A 1,050-nucleotide genomic window follows, 5' to 3' on the forward strand; every position below is an offset into this window, starting at 1 on the left:
GGTACCCCCTGAGTCACCTCAAGCAACGGTTGGTATTACGTCGTATCGCGCCCCTTCCGCTTGAGACGCAGGGGCCACGTGATCACACCCGTATAGGCCTTTTTCTGGATCTGGAAACGACCGGCCTCGACCCGGCCTGTCATGAAATCATCGAATTCGGGATGGTGCCGTTTGTCTATACGCTGGATGGCCGCATTCTCGGCACCTTACCGGCCTTCAATCGTCTGAGAGAGCCTTCCCACCTCATCCCTCCCGAAATAACCGCCCTCACCGGCATCACACAGGAGATGGTTGCAGGTAAAACCATAGCCCCTGAAGAGGTCGCCCAGTTCGCGGCACAGGCAGCCCTCATCGTCGCCCATAATGCCAGATTTGACAGGCTGTTTGCCGAACGCTTCTGGGAGGGGTTTTCCACAGTGCCCTGGGCCTGCTCCATGGAAGATGTGCCCTGGCAGGCAGAAGGCTTTGAAGGGCGCAGCCTTGGCTATCTCGTCATGCAGGCCGGATGGTTTTTTGATGGACACCGGGCCGCCGATGATTGCCTGGCTGGTGTTACCTTGCTCACCACACGTCTGCCTAAAACACAGACCCCAGCCCTCTCTGCCCTGCTTCAGGAAGCGCGGCAACCCCGCTGGCAGATCTGGGCAGAAAATGCGCCCTTTGATCTCAAAGAGAAACTCAAGGCCCGTGGCTACCGCTGGAATGACGGCATCGATGGCCGCCCCAAAGCGTGGTTTACGGAAGTGCCACAAGCCCAAAAAGAAGACGAACTGCATTTCCTGAAAACGGAAATCTATCTTCGTGAGGTCGCTCTACTCACCCGTGAAATTACCGCATGGGATCGTTTCTCACACCGCGCCTGAAACACACCTTTCCATTCTCATCCTCCCTTACTCTTCGGCATGACAGGAGCAGACAGGCAGCAGTCGCCCTCTTCTCAGACGTGCTGGATATTTCGTCGCTTTCCGCATAGCAGACATCGTTGGTTCAAAATTCCACCGTTAGTTGGAGCGATAGGCGTCATGAACATGGGCGCAGGGTATGGCGGCT

The 1,050-nt window shown here is 56.5% G+C and carries 1 protein-coding gene; it reads left to right on the top strand.

Annotated elements, in window-relative coordinates:
• Positions 1-8 precede the first annotated feature (8 nt).
• Positions 9-863 (top strand): 3'-5' exonuclease, encoded by an 855-nt coding sequence (locus AD944_RS00240; protein WP_045543152.1) that lies wholly within the window; start codon positions 9-11, stop codon positions 861-863.
• Positions 864-1,050: the final 187 nt, after the last annotated feature.

The organism is Acetobacter tropicalis (genome assembly GCF_001580915.1).
Taxonomy (GTDB): Bacteria; Pseudomonadota; Alphaproteobacteria; order Acetobacterales; family Acetobacteraceae; genus Acetobacter; species Acetobacter tropicalis.